Origin of the sequence: Giesbergeria sinuosa (assembly GCF_042652905.1) — a bacterium.
Lineage (GTDB): Bacteria > Pseudomonadota > Gammaproteobacteria > Burkholderiales > Burkholderiaceae_C > Simplicispira > Simplicispira sinuosa.
On sequence record NZ_JBHSHJ010000001.1, the window covers coordinates 561980 to 580211 of the forward strand.

Below are 18232 nucleotides of genomic sequence, written 5' to 3' on the forward strand. Positions count from 1 at the left end.
CTGCGATTCTTGCGTGCATGACACCCGCTGGCATCGACCGGCCTGCGCGGGGGGAAATGGCCGTGTGGACTAAACTCCAGACGAATCAACCACTTACAAAACACTGCGCAGGTGACACAGATTATAGGCGGCAAAACCCCGCAGCCCCAGCATGGGGCCAACCCTTCCCACCCCATCTCTCGTGCTGTTGGCACACCAGCGGCACGTCAAGTGCTGGTCGATGCAGACTCCAGCGGGCAGCGGCTGGACAACTTTCTCATGCGCCACCTCAAAGGTGTGCCCAAAACCCATGTCTACCGCATCATTCGCAGCGGCGAGGTGCGTATCAACAAGGGCCGTGCCAGCGCCGATACCAGGGTGCAAGAGGGCGACATGGTGCGCCTGCCGCCGGTACGGGTGTCGGAGAAGATGGCCGACAAGGCTGCGCACCCTGCGCCAGCGCGCGAGTTTCCGCTGCTGCACGAAGATGAACACCTGCTGGCGATTGATAAGCCCGCAGGCGTGGCGGTGCATGGCGGCAGTGGCGTGAGCTTTGGCGTGATTGAGCAATTGCGCCAAGCCCGGCCCCAAGCCAAGTTTTTGGAGTTGGTGCATCGCCTAGACCGCGAAACCTCAGGCATCTTGTTGGTCGCCAAAAAGCGCAGCGCGCTCACGCACTTGCAAGACCAATTTCGCGAACGCGAAACCGGCAAAACCTATCTGGCGTTGGTGCAGGGGGTCTGGCCTGCCAAACTCAAGGTTATTGATGCGCCATTGCACAAATACTTGTTGCCCGATGGTGAGCGCCGTGTGCGTGTCACCACCGCAGATGACCCCGATGGCATGCGCTCGATCACGCTGGTGAAGGTGCGGGCCACGGCAGCCGCACGGCCTGCGCAGGGCTTGCCTGCGATGAGTTTGTTAGAGGTGACGATCAAGACCGGGCGCACGCACCAAATTCGCGTTCATCTGGCCTCTCAGGGCCATCCGATTGCGGGCGATGACAAATATGGTGATTTCGAGCTGAACAAGCGCCTGCAAAAAATGGGCCTCAAACGTATGTTCCTGCACGCTTGGCGCTTGCAGTTTACCCATCCAGCCAGCAGTGAGCGTCTGCAATTGCTGGCCGAGTTGCCCCCCGAGTTGCTTTCTTTTGCACCACAGCCATCATGACCCTGACCCGCTCCCGCCGTTTTGACCTGATCGCTTTTGATTGGGATGGCACTTTGTTTGATTCCACCCAGATCATCGTGCGCTGTATTCAGGAGGCTGTGCGCGATGTGGGGGGCGTGGTGCCTAGCCAAGAGGCCGCCGCTTATGTGATTGGCATGGCGCTGATGCCTGCATTGGCCCACGCTGCCCCGGATGTGCCGCCAGAAAAATACCCCGAGTTGAGCAACCGTTACCGCTACCACTATGTGCGGTTACAAGATGAGTTGAGCCTGTTTGAGGGTATCTTGCCGCTGCTGGATGATTTGCGTGCGCGGGGCCATTTGCTCACAGTGGCCACGGGCAAGAGCCGCCGAGGCTTGAACGATGCACTGCAAAGCGCCGCACTGCGCGGGGTGTTTGATGGCTCACGCACCGCTGATGAAACAGCGGGCAAGCCCCATCCCCTGATGTTGCAGGAATTGATGGCCGAATTTGATGTGCCGCCTGAGCGGGTGCTGATGATTGGTGACACCACACACGATTTGCAAATGGCGCTCAATGCAGGCTGTGCCAGTGTGGGGGTAGCCTATGGTGCCCACGACCCCAAGACCTTTGCGCCACTGCGTCCGCTGGAAGTGGCCCATACAGTGCAGGGGCTGCACGACTGGTTGCGCGCGAATGGCTAAAGACGGTATGTACCTTGCTTGTGCCGCTGGCATACTGCATACCACGTTCCGCCGATAGCCTTTTTATTTAGCCATGACTGAACCGCACCCGCCTCACCCATCCGCTCCAGAACCCCATCGGCCTGCTCCAGATCTCTGGGCTCAGCAGCAGGCACCTGATGCGAGTGCCACGCAGGCTCCCAAGACGCCGGGTTGGGAGCGTGATGTGTTGGAAAAACTGGTGCTGGGCACTTTGGCCGAGCAGCGTGCCGCTCGGCGCTGGCGTACGTTAACACGCCTGGGGTGGTTGGCCTTTTTTGCCTTTTTGATTTGGTTGGCCATGTCGCAGGAGATGGCTGCCTCTACGCAAAAGAGCAAACCGCACACCGCAGTGGTCGCCATTAAAGGCGAAATTGCGGCGGGCGTGGACGCCAGTGCCGAAAACATTGTGGCGGCCATGCGCAGTGCTTTGGAAGATGACGGCTCTAAGGCGCTGGTATTGCTGATCAACTCGCCCGGTGGCAGCCCAGTGCAGGCAGGCATGATCAACGATGAAATCATGCGCCTGAAAGCCAAGCACCGCAAACCCATCTATGCGGTCGTGGAGGAGACCTGTGCTTCGGCAGCCTACTATATTGCAGCGGCGGCCGATGACATTTATGTAGACAAGGCCAGCATTGTGGGCAGTATTGGGGTGCTGATGGATGGCTTTGGTTTTACTGGCACGATGGACAAACTGGGAGTGGAGCGCCGCTTGCTCACAGCGGGTGAGAACAAGGGGTTTTTAGATCCGTTTAGCCCACAGTCAGAGCAGCAGCGGGCTTATGCACAGACCATGCTAGACCATATCCACCAGCAGTTTATTGCTGTGGTGCGCGCTGGGCGTGGCGACCGGCTCAAGCCCACCGACGAGACCTTCAGCGGTTTGTTCTGGACGGGCGCACAGGCGATTGACATGGGCTTGGCAGATCGCTTGGGCAGTGTGGACTATGTGGCCCGTGAGGTCGTCAAGGCCGAGGAGTTGATCAATTACACCCGCCACGAGAATGTGGCCGAGCGATTGGCCAAGCGTTTTGGTGTAGCGGTGGGTTTGGGTATGGCACAGGCGCTGCACACGCAGACGGCGGTGCCTCAGTTGCGTTAAACAGCCTTTGCAGGAGCCTCGCCATGGAATGGACGACCTGGATGCAACTGGTGGTTTTGGTGGCGGTAGCGTGGTGGGCTATTGGGGTCTACAACCGGCTGGTCAAACTGCACAACCGCATTGCCAATGCCTTTGGTCAGATTGATGTGCAACTCAAGCGTCGACACGATCTGGTACCCAATTTGGTGGAGGTAGCACGGGGTTATCTGCAACATGAGGCCGCTACGCTCGAGGCCGTTATTCAAGCGCGGGGCCAAGCACAAGGCGCCGCCAAGACGGCACGCAGCCAGCCTACGGATGCGGCGGCCATTGGTGCGCTGGCCGTGGCAGAGGGGGCTTTAGGCGCTAGCTTGGGCCGCCTGATGGTAGTGGCCGAAAACTACCCCGAGCTCAAAGCCGATGCCACCATGGCATCGTTGAGTGAAGAGCTCACCAGCACCGAAAACCGCATCGGCTTTGCCCGCCAAGCCTACAACGATCAGGTGCTGGACTTTAATAATCTGGCCACGCAATTTCCAGCCCTGCTGGTGGCACGGCTGACGGGGTTGCCCCCGGCAGCCATGCTCCAGTCCACCCAGTCTGAGGCGGAGCGCCAAGCGCCGCGCGTGCAGTTCTGAGCCGGGTTAGGCCAGCGCAGCAGCTGGGCCAAAAAACTCGTAGTGGGTTTGGCTTTCTGGCACACCCAAGGCAGCCAAACTGCGTTTGACCAAGGCCATAAATGGTTTGGGGCCAAGGAAGTAAGCATCCACATCACGGTTTTCGGGCAGCCATTGTGCCAATTGCTCGGGGGTCAGGTAGCCCACGGCATCGGCACCATCGGCCTCGGTGGCTTGGTCGTAGCTGTAAAAGCGTTGCAATTGTGGGTGCTGTGCTGCCAAGGCATCCACGGTGTCGCGGAAGGCATGCACCGCACGGTTGCGGGCGCAGTGGATAAAGTGCACGGGCCGTCCGCTGGGCAAGGCCGCTTGCAGCATGGCCAGTGTGGGGGTAATGCCCACACCACCACTGATCAGCACCAAGGGCTTATCGCTGGCTTGTAGTGTGAACGGGCCAGCAGGCGGGAACACTTCGAGCACGCCACCCTCGGGCACTTGGTCATGCAGGTAGTTGGAGGCCACGCCGCCCGCTTCTCGCTTGATGCTGATGCGCAGGCCTTGCCCATCGGCAATGCTCGAAAGCGAATAGTTGCGCCGCTGCTCTTTGCCATCCACCACCAAACGCAGGCCAATATATTGGCCGGGCTGGTAGCGCAGCACAGGGCCACCGTCTTCGGGTTGCAAATAGAACGAGGTGATTTCGGCACTCTCGGCCACTTTGCGTGCCACCCGAAAGCGCCGCACCCCGCGCCAGCCGCCTTCAAGAGCGGCATTGGCGGCATACACCTGTTCTTCGGCACCAATCAACAGGTCGGCCAGTTGCTGGTAAGCGGCTCCCCAAGCGGCCAGCACCTCGTCGGTGGCAATGTCTGCACCCAGCACCTCGCGAATAGCACGCAGCAGGCAGGTGCCCACGATGGGGTACTGCTCGGGCAGCACTTGCAGAGCGACATGTTTGTGGACGATTTGCGCGGGCAGGTTGCCCAGCTTTTCGAGGTGGTCGATATGGCGCGCATACATCAACACGCTGTTGGCTAAGGCGCGGGGCTGGTCGCCGCTGGCTTGGTGCGCTTGGTTGAACAGGGGGCGCACTTCGGGGTACTCATTGAGCATGATGCCGTAGAAGTGCTTGGTCAGGGTTTCGCCGCCGGTTTCGAGCAACGGAACGGTGGCTTTGACAATGGCGCGTTGGGCTTCGGTGAGCATAGAGGTCTCCAGAGGAAAAAATATCAGAAAGGCAAACAGGGCCTGTTGTGCCTACGCAGCATCTGTGCCAACCCAAATTTCTTTTAAAAACAAGGACTTCATAAGAATGTTGTCTTAATGACCGCAAAAATATAAAAGTCATAAAGACTGCAAAATAGTCAATATGACTACATCTACCCTGCTGGCTGCCTTGGTTCCTTTGGTGGCCGATTTGTCCCAAGAATTGCCCGAGCGCGAACGCTATCGCCGTTTGTTGCAAGCGGTGCGGGCGCTGTTTCCGTGCGATGCCGTGGCTTTGTTGCGGCTGGAGGGCGAATGGTTGGTGCCTTTGGCCATGGATGGCCTGAGCAGCGATGCGCTGGGGCGGCGCTTTCGGGTCAGTGCCCACCCCCGCTTGCAGGCACTGTTACAGGCTGGTCTGCCCACCCACTTTCCATTGGGGAGCACCTTGCCCGATCCCTATGATGGCCTGATCGAAGGGGTGAGTGGGCACTTGGAAGTTCACGACTGCATGGGTTGTGCGTTGGCGGTAGAAGGCCAACCGTGGGGTTTGCTGACTTTGGATGCCTTGGTGCCAGGCCAGTTCACGCCTGCCCATTTGGCGGCCTTGCAGGCTTTCAGTGATCTGGCCGCTGCCACGGTGGCGGCAGCCATGCGCATTAACCGGCTGGCAGCTCGGGTGGAGAACGAGCACCTGCGTGCCGAGTCTTACCGTTTGGCTGCCAGCAGTGGTTCTGCACATCAATTGATGGGGCACAGCCCAGCCTTGCAGCAGTTGCTGCAAGAGATTGATCTGGTGGGCCCCAGCGATTTGACGGTGCTGATCAGCGGTGAAACGGGCGTGGGCAAAGAGCTGGTGGCTCGGGCGCTGCACGCCCGTTCTGGTCGGGCAGATCGGCCTTTGGTGAGCGTCAATTGTGCCGCCCTGCCCGATACGCTGGTAGAGAGCGAACTATTTGGTCATGTGCGTGGTGCGTTTACTGGGGCGGTGCAAGAGCGCCAAGGCAAGTTTGAGTTGGCCGATGGCGGCACTTTGTTTTTGGATGAGGTGGGCGAGTTGCCCTTGCCGGTGCAGGCCAAGCTGTTGCGGGTGTTGCAAAGTGGGCAGTTGCAGCGCCTGGGTTCGGACAGGGAGCACCATGTGGATGTGCGGTTGATTGTGGCGACCAACCGCGATTTGGTGGCCGAGGTGCGTGCCGGACGCATGCGCGCCGACATTTACCACCGCCTCAGTGTCTATCCGTTGCCAGTGCCCGCACTGCGCGAGCGCGGGCGCGATGTGCTGATGCTCAGTGGCTTTTTTCTGGAAGAGAACCGTACCCGCTTAGGGCTGGGCAGCCTGCGGCTAGACCGTGAGGCCCAGGCCGCATTGCTGGCCTACGATTGGCCTGGCAATGTGCGTGAGCTGGAGCATTTGATTGGGCGCAGCGTGCTCAAGGCGCTGGGCCGCCACCGGCCCCGCCCACGCATTTTGACGCTCACGGCCACGGATTTGGGCTTGCCGGAGTGGGGGCCGTCCACAGGGTCGGTGCCATCGGCCCATGTCCAAGGGCCGTCGGTGATCTCTGCACCACAGGGGCTGGGTTTGCGTGCCGCTGTAGATGCCTTTGAGCGCCAATGGGTGCAGGATTGTTTGGAGCGGCATGGTTACCATTGGGCCGCAGCAGCGCGTGAGTTGCGCATGGATCGGGCCAATTTGGCTAGATTGGCTAAGCGGCTGGGCCTAGCACAAAACAGGAGCGCCAACGCATGAAGTTCTGGAACCACCAAGAAAATGCCCGCACCGAAACCCGCCGCCTGCTGCTGGCCTTTGCCGTGGCCGTGCTGCTGTTGGTGGCAGGGGTGCATGGTGCCTTGGTGTTGGCGTGGTGGTTGCTGAATGCCTTGTTGCCGGTGCATTGGCCTTACCCGGCAGGATTTATGGCGGTGAATATGGGCATGACGCTGTTTTTTATTCTGGGTGGCTGGTGGCTAGAAACCGCCAACTTGCGTGCAGGTGGCGTCAAGTTGGCGCTGCGGGTGGGCGCACGCGAGGCCCGGCCCGGCAGCTCCTATGCCGAGCAGCGCCTGTGCAATGTGGTGCAAGAGCTGTGCATTGCTGCCCACATGCCAGTGCCGCAGGTGATGGTGCTGGCGCGTACCCCTGCCATCAATGCCTTTGCCGCGGGGTGGGATCAGTCTGATGCGGTGGTGGCCGTCACCCAAGGCGCGTTGGACTACCTCAACCGTGAGGAACTGCAAGGCATGGTGGCCCATGAGCTGTCTCACTTGCATGAGGGGGACACCCGCCTGAAGATGCGCTTGGCGGGTATGGTGTTTGGGCTGGAGCTGGTACACCATTTTGGCGACACCCTGCGTGAGCGTGGCGGGCTGGCCCCCCTGTTTGGCAGTGCCATCATGGCAGTAGGTTGGTTGGGCTGGTTGGTGGGGCAGGCGCTTCAAGCTGCGGTGTCGCGCCAGCGTGAATATTTGGCCGATGCCCGTGCGGTGCAGTGGACGCGCAGCCAGCAAGGCTTGGGCGGTGTGCTGCGCAAGGTGCTGGCACAGCGGCAAGCGGCCCAAGCCAATCGGCATGGTCGTACCGGTTTAGAGCATCCTAGCGTGCAGCCTATGCTGCTGGTCGATGTGGCCGGTGGCGGGGTGTGGGCGCGTTGGTTGGATAGCCATCCACCGTTGCTCGAACGTGTACAGCGCATTTATGGCCGTCCCATGCCACCGCTGCCACTGGTACGTGTCGAGATGCCCCCCGACCCCCAGCCGCCCAAGCCAGTGCTGCAACCTGGCCCCGACTCTCTGGCGGCACAGGTCGATCCGTTTGCGCGCTACCTGTAGCTGGTGGGTCTACGGGCTTTCATTTGCAGAGGCAGTTTGGGCATGCCCTGCTGGCACCAGCAGCACCAACAAAGCGCCAGCCCCCCCCTGCACTGGGCGTGCTTGGACAAAGGCCAGCACTTCTTTTTTTTGTACCAACCAGCCTTGTACCCGGCCTTTGAGCACCGGGCTTTTGCCTGGGGAGCCTAGACCTTTGCCGTGGATGACACGCAGGCAGCGCAAGCCATTGCGGTGTGCTTGGCGTATGAATTCACCCAGCGCCTCGCGGGCCTCGTCGGTGCGCAGGCCATGCAAATCTAGCTGGCGCTGAATGCTCCAATGCCCTGCGCGCAGGCGGCGCGTGATCTCGACACCAATGCCTGGGCGGCGAAAACTGAGCTGGTCATCGGTATCGAGCAGGGTGCTGACATCCAAGTCGTCACTGATCGACTCTTGCAGCACGCGTTCCTCATCTAGCCACAGTTGCAGCGGCAGTGGTTCGGGGGGGGGCTGTTGGAGGTGAACGTGGTTGCGCTGGTGCAGTGGTGTGACTGGCCCCACAGCCCGGCTGAACCACTGGCGTTCGGCCTCTTGGCGGGCAGCGGCTTCGCGGCGCTTTTGTGCCTCGGCTTGCGTTTGGGCTTGGGCCTCGCGCCATTGCTGTGCCACTTGGCCCAGTTCGTGCAGGCCATCAAGGCGTGTGCTGGCTGGGCGTGGTGCTGGGGCGCGCTTGTTGCGTGGAGGCCGTGCAGAGGTGGATGCTGCCACGCGCACATTGGACGTGCCAGCGCCTGACGGGCGCACTGACCGTGCCAACAAGGTGGCCGTATGGGTTAGGGCACGGCGGGCTGCCCTGGCAGGGCGGGGCGCAGGGGGGGCCGCTGGTGCTGTGGGGGGTGTAGGCTGGGCTGGGGGCTGGCGCACAGCCTCTAGGGCGTGCGCCAGTGCCGAGCGCAAGGTGCCTGGGTCGTTGCGGCTCATGGCTTTTTGAAGTGGGGCACAGGCCGCAAGAGCGAGGCTGGCAGCAGGAGCAGAGGGGGCAGGCGGTGCATTGTGGCGTTATTTTCCGGCATCCTCTGTGGTGGGGTTGCGAGGGGTGGGCATGGGCTTGTGCATATTGGGGGCAGAAGATGGCAACACCCCCGCATAGAGCGTGTGCAGGCGCATGATCACGGGGTCGTGGGGGTGCAGACCCTGTAGGCGTTGGAGCTCGTGGCGCAGTCGTTCGTGCGCCCCCAGATCCCACAGCCCGGCCAGAAAATAGACCTCGGGGTTGTGGTCATCGGCGGCGGTGTTGTGGCGTAAGGACTGGTAGTTTTCTTCCAGTGTTGCCAGATTGGTGGACGAGGCACCAGTCGATGTCTCGGGGGCCAAGGTGCTCACGGGTGGGGTGGGCGGCTCTTGGCCGGGAGGAGGCGCAGAAGAGGGCAGACGCCGCAGCCGCACCCCCCCGATGCGGGCTGTGCTGTCACTGCGCGGAGTGCGGGCCATTTGCTGGGTGATAGCCAGTGGGAGTTGGCGTGTTTCGCGCCGTGGTTGGCCCCGAACAATGCTGCTCTCGGTGCTATTGATGCGCAGTACGCCAGCATCTTGCCAATCTTCTTGCAAACCGCTGCGGGCATACAACAGCCGGATGTGGGCGCCGGGGGCCAGCCGGACGCGGTCGCCCTCTAGCAGCCGGATCAGGGGCTCTATGCTTTGGGCCTTGTCGGGGAGTTCTAGCACCACATCCCCTTGTATGCGCAAAACCATTGCTGAGGAGGGCTGTCCCCATGCCAGACTGCAGAGCACCATGCTGCTCCCCCAGATGACCCAGTGCTGCCATTGTTTCATGCTGCTTCCTCCATTGCGATGATTTCAAAAACCTCTGTCGGGTGGATGCGGCCCCGCACGGTGATGCTGTCACTGCGGCCCAAGACAAAACCGGGGCCAGCGGCATGCAGGGTGTCTTGGCTGGCCAGAATCACGCAGCCTAGCGCCTTTGTCATGCCTTCAAGCCGTGAGGCAATGTTGACTGTATCGCCAATGGCGGTGTATTCCATCCGCTGTGCGGTGCCGATGTTGCCTGAAATCGCCAGCCCCGTGTGTACACCCACGCCAATCCGAAATGCGGGTAGATTTCTGCCCGGAAAACGCTGTTGCATCCATTGCCCGAAGTGCTCAGCCACGGTGCGCAGGTGCAGAGCCGCAGTCAGGGCGCGGTGGGCGTGGTCGGGATTTTTGAGTGGGGCACCAAATTCGGCCATGATGGCATCGCCAATAAATTTGTCTATGCATGCACCTTGTTCCGTCAGCACAGTGCAGGCCGCAGAAAAATAATGGTTGAGCATCTCCACCACTTCTTCTGGGGTCAGCTGCTCGCTGATCGTGGTGAAGTTGCGGATATCGGTAAACAGCACCGTCATCTCGCAGCATTCGCCACCCAGTTGTGGCATACGGTCGGAGTGAATCAGCGCCTCTACCACCCGAGGTTCTAGGTAGCGCGAGAACATCAGCCGGATGCGTTGGCGCTCGCGTTCGCCATGTGTGAAGCGCCAAGCGTAAATGCCCATGAAGCAAAACAGTGCTGTCAGTTGTATGTGGCTGGTCGAGAGCAGTAGATTGCGCTCCAGTGCGGCATAACCTAATCCACCGGCCAATACCCAGAGCAGCCCACACAGCAACAGCCCCCGCCATAGCCGCTGGTGCCACCAAAAGAGGCCCGCAGGCAGACAGAGCAGCAAGGCCAGACCCATGCGCGTGTGGTCTGGGGTGGCATTGAGCCAGTGCCCTTGCAGGAGCGCCTCGACGGTCTGGGCCTGAATCTCCATACCCAACATCAGGGGGGCGTTGCCCAAGCCGCGGCCATAGGGGGTGATGTGTACATCGTTCATGCCGCCATAGCTGGCCCCCAAAATCACCACTTTGCCGCGCAGAGCCTGCACTTGGGGCTGTGCTAGGGCATCGGGCCGCAGCAGATCCAGCATGGGGATGGCTGGTACGCTGCCAGGAGGGCCAGCATAGGCCAGACGCAGGCGCTCATCTATAGACACCGTGCGTCCGGCAAACTCCCATGTGGGCCCCTGCACGGGCTGCCCGCTGGCGTGCAGGGCCAACAAAAAGGGCAAGGAGCGCAACCGCAACGCAGAAGAGGGGTCGGGGTGCGGCACGGCAGGGGAATAGGCCCGTAGCACGCCATCGGCATCGGCTTGCAGATCGGCAGCCCCGACAAAGCGGGCAATGTCCCAATCGGGCAGTGCAGCGAGGTAGTCGCTGGCAGGCAGCAAAAGGTCGCCGGGGGGCTGCATGCCAGCCACCACTACCCGGCCTGTAGCCAGAGCTTGGCGCAGGGGTTGGTCAAACTGGCGTGCTGCCAGAGTAGGAACCCCGCCGAGTTTGGCTAGCCATTGCTCTGGACTGCTGCTCAGTACCAAATCCAGACCCACCACGGTGGCCCCAGCGGCTTGTAGGGTCTGAATTGCTTGGGCGTAATGTGGCCCCCAAAACACCAGCGGTTCATCGGGGTACTGTGCCAGAGTGGCTTCGTCCAGCTTCACCAGCGCCACCCGCTCTACCGTGTGGCGCTGTCCGGCCAATCGGAACCAGCCGTCGCTGTACCACTGGTCTATGCCCTCCAGGGCACCTTGTCGCCAGAGGGTTTCGGTCAATGCTAGGGCGATGATGGCGATGAAGGCAGCACGCCCCCCCCAACTGCGCAGGTTTTGCAGCCACTGCCATAGTGGGAAGGAGGGGCTAGAAGAAGTCATAGCTCCAATGCAGGTGAATGCCCCGGTGTTGCCAGCTGTGGCCTGCGCTGCGCTCGCCGTGCAAGGGTTGGCCCACGGCCAAGTCCAGCCGCATGCCTTGCCAGCGCAGGCGGGTAGCCAAGCCCACGGAGGCAATGCGGGTGCTGGCCTCGCCTTGGTTGTGGCCCTGACCCATGTCGTAAAACGGAATCAGAGACCATTGCAGGTCTTGCCCAGTACCTTGCAGCAGTGGCACATCCAACTCTAGATTCAAGATCTGGCCTTGGTCACGCACCAGCTGGTTTTCTAGAAAGCCGCGCACGCTGTTGGCGCCGCCAATGGCCAAGCGATCTAGTGCCAGCAGACGCTGGCGGCTTCTTTGCACCGTGGCACGAACGACCCATTGCGTGCCGTTGTCGAGCAACTTGCGGGCATATTGACCTTGCAATAGCCACAGGTGGGCTTGCTGATCGGCAGCAACAGGCCCACCCGCAGGCCAGCCAGTTTGGGCTTGTAGATTGTTGTGTTGGCGTTGTAGTGTGGCGCGCAAGGTCAGAGCTTGGTGCTCAGTGCGGTAGCTGTATTCTTGCCACAAACGCCAGCCGGTGATGCGGGTCTGGCCTTGTGATTCGCCCGGCACCAAAGAGAAGGGGGTGCCAGCCAGCCAAGTGCGGTGGCTGCGCCAGCCGTAATGCACGCCCACAGCCCACTGGTGCTGCAAGCTTTGGTGCAGCACCTGCTCCAGCCCCAGTTCTTGCTGTTGCAACTGGCTGCTGAAGTCCAGCGCCCGTATCGGTTCTTCCACCACCGCCGATTGCCCATAGTTGCCTTGCCATGACACAGCGGTGCGCGCGCCCAGTGGTAGCTTCCAGTGCCATTGGCTGCGCAGCCCACCCTGTGCAGGGGTGGCTTGTTGCAGGCTGGCATAGAGCGCATCACCGTGCCCGCTCAGATTACGCACCCAGCCCGATAGCTCCAGCGCCTGCGTGCCAATGGAGGGGGGGCGGTGGTTGTGGGTGGCTACCGTGAGCTGGTAAGGGCGTGCGCGTTGCACCTCAATGTCTAGCACCGCTTGGCCCAGGGTCTCACCGGGGCGTAACCGGGCCTGCATTTGTGCAAACAGGGGGTCATCCAGCAGCCGTTGAAAGCGTGCGCGCAGGGTGTCGAGGTGCAGCACTTCTCCGGGCTGCGGGGCCAGCCGTTGTGCAATGTATTGCGGGCGCAGGTTTTGGAGGCCGTGCGATTGAATGGCACCGAGTTGGCCCTCCATCAGTTGCAGCGTCAGTATGGGGCCAGTCAATGCTGGACTGGCAAAAACCGCCCCCGAATTGACATAGCCTTGGCGCACATAGTGCTGCGTGATGGTGCGGCGCAGGCTCTCCAGATCGGCCTCATCCAGTGGGCGGTGCAGATAAGGTGCGGCCAGTTGCTCTAGGGTGGGGGTATCGACCACCGTATTGCCAACAAAGGCCACCCGTTCTAGGCGTATGGTGGTGGGTGCTGCGGCCCTGTGGGCGGGCGCTGGTAATTCAGGCAGCACAAAGGGCGCTGCACCAGCCGCCCATGCGGGCAGTGCAGTGCCAGTTGCTAGGCTCAGCGCACAGATACAGCCGAGAGTTGCACGGTAGGCAATAGCAGGGGAGGTGATCAGGGGCGAGGGCATGGATCGGCTTTCACACGGTCTGGCTCGGCCCATGCAGCTGTGGGCAGCAGGCCTAACCAGCCATAGTGGGCCACGGGATAGTGGCCTCGGCCCGCCACAGCCAACGTGCTGCCGTTGCGGGTATCGCAGGGGTTGTGTCCTAGCCGGGCGCTGTCAAGCAAAGGAGCGCCTAGCCCTTGCAGGGCGCTGCTCAGGTCTAGGGCCGGTACGGTGATGTTGACGTGGCCGTTGATGCCTGTGGGGGCCGCCGCTTGAATGACATTGAAGCCAAACAGCCCTGGCACCAATGCATAGGGGGTATTGCCACCCAGCCACAGCGCCCCAGCACTGGGCAGCAGTGTTTGCACATCGACCTGCACCCGTCCACCACTGGCATGACGGGCGGCAGTATTGGCCTGAATGGCCCCTGTGTGGAGCGCCAGGGCTTGGCTACGCACAGCAATATCACCGCCATTGCCCAATGCGCCCAGCACAGACGTCGTAATTTGGCTGTTGTGCAGGCCCAACCGTTGACCGCCCAGCAGTTGGATGGCCCCACCATTGCCTAAAGAGGCTGATGTGGTGATCTGGCTATTGTCCAATTGCAAGCGATCTTTAAAAGACACGCTCAGGTTACTGGCATCTACATTGCCACTGGCCGCCGCAGTTATTTGGCTGTCGGTCAGTTGCACGACGGGGGCACGGATGTGCAGTGCGCTAGGCACAATCTGTGTGGGGTTGACCACAGTGGCATCGTTGCGGATAGAGATGCTGCTGCCGTTGGTCAGGGTGAGGTGTTGATGGGCTTGCAGATCCAGCGTGCCGGTTTGCCCAGAAGAATGGGCTTTGGCAATTCCCAGTATGCGGCTGTCTACACCGTCCATGCGGATTTCTGTGGCAGACACAGCCACCGCACCGGCGGCGCCTGCGGTTGCGGTGCTGGAGGAGATAACGCCGCCGCCCAGCAACTCCAGTGCGCCAGCCACCGCCACTTGCACGGTGCCAGCATGGCCGCTGCCCGAGACGGTATCACTGGAAATGACGGCAAATTGATCATCGCCTCCAGCTATCCGCAAATTTCCTGCAGCCACACGCACATCGCCTGCGGCGCCGTCGCCCAACGTGGTGGTGGATATGACACCGCCGTTATGGATGGTCATGGTGTCACGCACCTGCACCTGCACCGATCCTGCCTGTCCGGTGCTGCCGGGGCCCGTACCACTGTAGATCATGGCAGCGGCGGCATGGGCGCCATCTACCGAGAGCGAACCAGCTTTGATCTGTACCGTTCCCGCATGGCCCGCTCCCAAGGTGGCGCTGCCCACAAAACCACCATTGCTCACTGTCAATTGGTCACGAATATCGAGCTGTACATCGCCGCCATTTCCCGTCCCTTGGGTGTTGGAGGACACCATGCTGCCATCGCTCACGGCCATAGCACCACCCACCTGCACTTGGACTGATCCAGCAGGGCCGGTGCTGCCTAGCCATGAATCGCTCAGAATGGCACTTCCTTGCTCCATAGACAGCGAACCGGCCTGGACTTGTACCGTCCCGGCCTTGCCCGACCCTAAGGTGACGCTGCTGATCAAGCCCCCATTGCGCAGTGCCAGTTGCTCCTCAACGTGGAGATGCACATCGCCGCCCCGTCCGGCTCCTTGGGTGTTGGAGGACACCATGCTGCCATCGCTCACCGTCATGGCACCACGCACTTGCACCTGAACAGTGCCTGCATTGCCGCTGCCATCACTGGTGTCGCTGGAGATGAAACTTTTTGCATTGCCTCCCTCCATAGAGAGGGAACCAGCCTCGACTTGCACCGTCCCCGCATGGCCCGACCCTAAAGTGACGCTGCTGATAAAGCCGCCATTGCGCAATGCCAACCGCTCCCCAACGTGCAGGCGCACATCGCCGCCGCTGCCAGTCCCTTGGGTGTTGGAGGACACCATGCTGTTGTTGCTCACCGTCATCGTGTCATGTACCTGCACCTGCACGGAGCCAGCCCGACCGGTGCTGCCGGGGAAGGAGTCACTCAAGATCGTGCTGAGCTGATCCATCGATAGCGACCCCGCATCAATCTGCACCGACCCAGTATCCCCAGCGGTGAAGGTGCTGGAGGCAATGGCACCATGGCGCAGTTGCAGCGGCCCCGCCACATGAACCCTGACATGACCCGTGTTGCCCGTGGCCGAGTAGCCGCTAAGACCGCTGATGTCTGTGATGGCTGTTATATACCGGTCGGTATCCATGCGATCAATGAACTGGCTCAGGCCTGCGAGGTCGGGAATGCCGGTCACGGCGAGGCTGGTAATGCCCGTCACCGTCCCTGGATCTGGCCCATCAATTGACAAGGCCGCCGCTTCAATAGTGGTGTCGCCTGCTTGCGCTGGGCTGCTGGTGTAGCTGATGATTTTGCTGCCCCGCAACACCGACAGTTTTCCAGCCGCCGATACACGGATTGCGCCGCCTTCACTGCTGGACAGCAGTGAACCATCCAGCGTTATATCGTTCCCCACCACGCTCAAAGGCTGGCCGGTAGCAGGGTGCAGCATGGTTCCTTGGCCGATATGCACTGGCCCGCGCCCTGGCCCCAGAAAGCCAAAATCTACCGGGTCGGCGCTAGAGAATACGCTGGTGCTGCCAGCCGTGTGGGCCAGCCAAACACCCTCAGGAAAGCGCAGGCCATCGGCAGTGCTGATATGGAGTGCACCGGGCACATCGACCGTCGCCCCATGGCCAAAAACAATTCCGGCAGGATTGAGAAAATAAAAAGCCGGGGTGCCACTGTGGGCCCGCAGTGCCAGCGTGCCATGAATCTGAGACATACTGCCCCCCGTGACCCGGCTGATGACATTGCGAATGCCATCGCTGTGGGTAAGAAAGGTAGCCGATTCATCGCTGCCGATGTTGAATTGCCCAAAGCTGTGAAACAGGTTGTGGCCCACCCGTTTGCCCAGCAGCTCGGGCAATACATAGGCTGGGCCTTGCAGGGTTTGTGGTGTTTGCCCTAGGCTGGCATCGGTGCGAATCTGGGCTGTGGCGTCAAGGCCGGTGCAGGCCAGCAGTGCAGCCCAGAGCAGTACCGTCAGGGGAGGTTGCCAGTGCATCACAGCCAGTTTCCTATCAAGATGAACGGTGCCCAAAAGAAGGGGTGGGCCATGTCGTGGCTGTATAACAGCTGCAATTGCGCTTGGCGCAAGGCTTGGGCCTTGCTCAGGCGCCCTTGGGCCAGCCCGGTGTAAAACTGCTCCATCACGGCCTTGGCTGCCAGATCGGCAATAGGCCACAAAGTGCCCAGCACACTTTGGGCGTGGGCTTTGATGGCCACGCCCGAGAGGCCCAGGGGGGCGCGTTCGTTGCCTTGGGCCGTTTGGCAGGCCGACAGGGTGAGCAACTCAATGGGTTGGCGTTGCAAAGCCTCACTTTCTAGCAGGGTCTGGAACTGGGGCAGGCGCAGCAAGTCATCGTAGGCCATGATGAAGCTGGTGGCCGCACTGTCGCCAAAGACCCCGTGCGAGGCAATATGCACAATGCGGTATTGGCCGCTGGCCGTTTCTCGTTGAAACTGCCCTACGGTAAAACCGGCATCGAGCAAGGCGGTGCCAGGCAGCAACTGGTGCAAGGCTTGTATTTCGTCGCGCACGCCCGGCAGGGCCAAGCTGTCTTGCCACTGGGCCAGTGTGGGTGCTTGTGCTGTACGCACCTGTTGCCAGGTGCGGGTGGTGGTGTGCTGGGCCAACCCCCGATGGACAACTGTGGGGGGGGCTGGAGGCGCACGCCAGCTTTGGGCCATTTTCTCAACCGCAGGGCCGGGCAGAGCCACGCCTGTCACGAGGGCACGGGCTTGGGTTTGGGGGGGGGCCAAGCTGGTCAGTCCCATGCTGGTCACGACCGAAATAGCCCACTGCTCTATGGCGTAGTGTTGTCCATTGTGCAGTGCCGCCACCGGAATCAGTCGCAAGGTGCTGTCGGGCACCACGACCAGGTGGTCAATGCCTTGCTCAGACAACACAGCCTCCACTGGGCGCAGCAGCCAGTCGTAGAGTTGCTGTGCCGCAGGCAGGTAGGGCTCATCGCCTAGACGCAGGGTGTCGGCCCATGTGCGCACATGGCTGCGCAACAGTGGCCCGGCCACGGGGGAGGTGCGCCTCACGACACCCGTGGGGGTTTGCAAGAGCAACTCTAGCCGGTCGGCCAAAATGACAGGGTAGAGCACGCCCGTGCCAGCGGGCAACAGCGGTTTGCCCGACCGCACCTCCCATGCACAGCGGTCTCCCAAAAAATCTTGCAATTGCGCTTGGTGCAATTGCTCCATCGCCTCTATCGCAGTGTGGAGGGCAGCCTCTCTGTGGGGGCTGGGCTGTTCGTGGGTTGTGTGCAACAGCAGATCGACATAGCCTAGATACAGAGGCTCGATCAGGACACGGAATGATGATTGCCCATCGCTGGTTTCTAGCGGCAAGTCTTGGCGTGTGGCTTCCAATTGCTCTACCGCCCGCGCATAGGCGGCCAGTGCAGCACCCGGCTGCCCTTGCGCTTGTTGCAGGCGGCCTTGCCGCCACTCCAGTGCCACCAGCAGGTCGGCCCGATCTTGCAGAGCCAGACGGTGCGCCAACAGCAGCCCTTCTTGCGTCAGTTGCAGGGCTTCAGGCCTGCGCGCATGGTCTTCATACAGTTGTGCCAAGGCATCCAGTGTTTGTACATGCAGGCGGCCATCTTGAGCCGCCATTGCCAAGCTGCGGGCGCGCTCCAGATGGTGGTAGGCCAGCGCCAAAGACGCGGGGCCGATTTGCCGAGCCTGTTGCCCCAGATCAAGGTGATAGCGTGCCAGTGCAGGGTTGGGTAAGGCTTGCTCTAGCCGCTGAGCAATCGGCTCTAGGTGGGCGAGTTTGTCTTTGGCTGGGGCCAGCCTTGCCAAAGCCAAGCGTGCGCTCAGCCAGAGCGGCAACGGTGCATCCGCTACCATGCCCAGTGCCTCTGTGTAGTAACGGGCCGCCGTGTCGGGCTGTTGGCTGAGGGCGGCCAGACTGCCCAGTTGCATGGCCCACAGAGACCGTTCTGCCCCAACGGGGGCCGAGCAGTAGGCCGATTGCAGCAGTGGCTCGGCCTGTGCATAGTGGCGCCGCTGCAGCAGGGCTGCTCCGCGCTGTCCGGCGGCAGTTGCATCGCTGGTGTGCTGCATGGCCTGGGGGGGCGTTGGGCAGTAGGGGGCGGTGGCTGGGGGGGCGGCAGCGGCCACTCCACTGGCGGCTGCTGCCAGGAGCAGGGCCACTGTCAGCCAACTGCGCAATCGTGCAAATGCCATGACTTGA

13 protein-coding genes are annotated in these 18232 nt (G+C 61.4%); 6 read left to right on the plus strand and 7 right to left on the minus strand.

Annotated features, from left to right (window positions below; all coding sequences use genetic code 11):
• Positions 1 to 111 precede the first annotated feature (111 nt).
• From ACFO6X_RS02505 to ACFO6X_RS02520, 4 genes are all read left to right on the plus strand, one after another.
• Positions 112 to 1152, plus strand: a complete 1041-nt coding sequence (locus ACFO6X_RS02505) for an RluA family pseudouridine synthase (protein WP_382429707.1) — start codon at positions 112 to 114, stop codon at positions 1150 to 1152.
• On the plus strand, positions 1149 to 1817 hold the full coding sequence (locus ACFO6X_RS02510; protein WP_382429709.1) for an HAD-IA family hydrolase: 669 nt from the start codon (positions 1149 to 1151) through the stop codon (positions 1815 to 1817). The genes ACFO6X_RS02505 and ACFO6X_RS02510 overlap by 4 nt, the downstream gene beginning before the upstream one ends.
• A 73-nt stretch (positions 1818 to 1890) precedes the next feature.
• Positions 1891 to 2940 (plus strand): S49 family peptidase, encoded by a 1050-nt coding sequence (locus tag ACFO6X_RS02515; protein WP_382429711.1) that lies wholly within the window; start codon positions 1891 to 1893, stop codon positions 2938 to 2940.
• A 23-nt stretch (positions 2941 to 2963) separates the two neighbouring features.
• Entirely contained in the window at positions 2964 to 3557 is a 594-nt protein-coding gene (locus ACFO6X_RS02520; protein ID WP_382429713.1) for a LemA family protein, read from the plus strand.
• A gap of 6 nt (positions 3558 to 3563) precedes the next feature.
• Here ACFO6X_RS02520 and hmpA read toward each other — a convergent pair whose 3' ends face one another.
• Positions 3564 to 4742: an NO-inducible flavohemoprotein gene (gene hmpA, locus ACFO6X_RS02525; RefSeq protein ID WP_382429715.1), complete on the minus strand. Its 1179-nt coding sequence runs from the start codon at positions 4740 to 4742 to the stop codon at positions 3564 to 3566.
• Positions 4743 to 4905: 163 nt separating this feature from the next.
• On the opposite strand from hmpA, the gene norR reads away from it, so the two are divergent.
• Both norR and ACFO6X_RS02535 read left to right on the plus strand, forming a co-directional pair.
• Positions 4906 to 6495, plus strand: coding sequence for a nitric oxide reductase transcriptional regulator NorR (norR, locus tag ACFO6X_RS02530; RefSeq protein WP_382429717.1), 1590 nt, complete (start codon positions 4906 to 4908; stop codon positions 6493 to 6495).
• Positions 6492 to 7574: a M48 family metalloprotease gene (locus tag ACFO6X_RS02535; RefSeq protein WP_382429719.1), complete on the plus strand. Its 1083-nt coding sequence runs from the start codon at positions 6492 to 6494 to the stop codon at positions 7572 to 7574. Before norR ends, ACFO6X_RS02535 begins: the two co-directional genes overlap by 4 nt.
• A 9-nt stretch (positions 7575 to 7583) precedes the next feature.
• Here the strand turns inward: ACFO6X_RS02535 and ACFO6X_RS02540 are convergent, their stop codons facing one another.
• The 6 genes from ACFO6X_RS02540 to ACFO6X_RS02565 all read right to left on the minus strand — a co-directional run bounded on the left by ACFO6X_RS02540 (position 7584) and on the right by ACFO6X_RS02565 (position 18225).
• Complete coding sequence (locus tag ACFO6X_RS02540) at positions 7584 to 8222, minus strand: Smr/MutS family protein (RefSeq protein WP_382429795.1); 639 nt, start codon at positions 8220 to 8222, stop codon at positions 7584 to 7586.
• Between the two features lie 390 nt (positions 8223 to 8612).
• A complete protein-coding gene (locus tag ACFO6X_RS02545; RefSeq protein ID WP_382429721.1) occupies positions 8613 to 9386 on the minus strand; it encodes a hypothetical protein in 774 nt (257 codons plus the stop codon).
• Positions 9383 to 11299: a CHASE2 domain-containing protein gene (locus ACFO6X_RS02550; RefSeq protein ID WP_382429723.1), complete on the minus strand. Its 1917-nt coding sequence runs from the start codon at positions 11297 to 11299 to the stop codon at positions 9383 to 9385. Before ACFO6X_RS02550 ends, ACFO6X_RS02545 begins: the two co-directional genes overlap by 4 nt.
• Complete coding sequence (locus ACFO6X_RS02555) at positions 11286 to 12941, minus strand: ShlB/FhaC/HecB family hemolysin secretion/activation protein (RefSeq protein WP_382429725.1); 1656 nt, start codon at positions 12939 to 12941, stop codon at positions 11286 to 11288. Before ACFO6X_RS02555 ends, ACFO6X_RS02550 begins: the two co-directional genes overlap by 14 nt.
• On the minus strand, positions 12926 to 16027 hold the full coding sequence (locus ACFO6X_RS02560) for a two-partner secretion domain-containing protein (RefSeq protein ID WP_382429727.1): 3102 nt from the start codon (positions 16025 to 16027) through the stop codon (positions 12926 to 12928). Before ACFO6X_RS02560 ends, ACFO6X_RS02555 begins: the two co-directional genes overlap by 16 nt.
• Entirely contained in the window at positions 16027 to 18225 is a 2199-nt protein-coding gene (locus ACFO6X_RS02565) for a CHAT domain-containing protein (protein WP_382429729.1), read from the minus strand. The genes ACFO6X_RS02560 and ACFO6X_RS02565 overlap by 1 nt, the downstream gene beginning before the upstream one ends.
• Between the last annotated feature and the right edge of the window lie 7 nt (positions 18226 to 18232).